The organism is Paraburkholderia sp. BR10141 (genome assembly GCF_056155635.1).
In genome coordinates this window covers 1-1,207 of the sequence record NZ_JBMIQH010000119.1, presented here as the reverse complement: position 1 = coordinate 1,207, position 1,207 = coordinate 1, and the positions used below count along the sequence as shown (strand labels likewise).

Below are 1,207 nucleotides of genomic sequence, written 5' to 3'. Positions count from 1 at the left end.
GCAGTCCTTTATATCTATCTGGAGGGGGTTTTTAGCACCGAGCCTCCCGGGTTGCGGTGAGTCCCCATTACCGCCGCATTCAAGTCCTCGAGCGTCACTTCGCGCTGCTTCCGTGCGCCAGGCAATGGTTTCGGTTTGCGTACCGCGGCGCCGCGATTGGTGCGGGATGGCGAGCCTGATACGCGACGGTTATCGCGTTGCGCCTGCAGCGCCTGGGCGACGCGCAGCGCATGGCCGAGCCGCTTGTGCTCGATCACGGCGCCCTGGTCGATTTCCGAGAGCTTGTCATAGGGGATACAGGGCAGTGCTGCACCACCGGCCCGCAGCTCGATGCGACCGTCCGGATACTCCCATACCTCGATGTAGCGGCCGATCAGCCGGCGGGTTGCCGGTGTGTCCTTCAGCAGCCAGATCACGCGGTCGTTCAGCAGCGTGAGTGAATCCGATACCTTGCGCTGTACCCGCCAGGTCAGGATTGCGTCGAGATCCTCGTCCGCACGCAGCGGCCGGTGTGCATCGAACCGGCTTCTGGGCGGCTTCGCGAAGCGCGCGTTGTAGGCCGCCATGAAGGCGGGGGCCCAGTCGTTCGCTTCGTCCAGCGTGCTGATGCCGCGCAGGCGCAGTTCCTTCACGAGGCGATCCTGCAGCGTCAGGTTGGCGCGCTCCACGCGGCCCTTGGCGGGGCTTGAGTTCGCGCAGAACGTGTCGATATTGAGCTCATACATCGCCCGGCCGAACTGGGTGACACCTTTGCCTGCAGTCTCGGCGCGGCGCTTCACGTAAAAGACGCTCGCCTTGTCGCTGTAGAACGCCACCGGTTTGCCGTGGCGCTCCAGATACGCGCGCGTGGCCTCGAAATAGCTGAACGTCGATTCGGTCTGCGTGAAATGCAGGTGCATCAGCCGGCTCGTCGCGTCGTCCACGTACACCAGCAGCGTGCAGGCCGGCGCCCGGTCCTCGAACCAGCGGTGGTCGCTGCCGTCGATCTGCACCAGCTCGCCGAAACATGCACGCCGTGCGCGCGGCTGGTAGACCTTCGGTGGACGCTGTTTGCGCGGCACCCACAGGCCGGCCTGGGTCATCAGTTGGCGCACCGTTTCCTTGCACAGCCGGATGCCGTGGCATTCGTCCAGCTTCTCGCGGGCCAGCGTCGGCCCGAAATCGGCGTAGCGCTCGCGGATGATCATCAGGGCGCGCAACGCCAGGC

Annotated in this window: 1 protein-coding gene; it reads right to left on the bottom strand. The window is 65.3% G+C overall.

Annotated elements, in window-relative coordinates:
• Nucleotides 1–14: 14 nt before the first annotated feature.
• Nucleotides 15–1,207 (bottom strand): ISNCY family transposase (locus tag ACOJB8_RS41070; protein WP_475017970.1); only part of this gene is annotated, 1,193 nt, incomplete at its 5' end.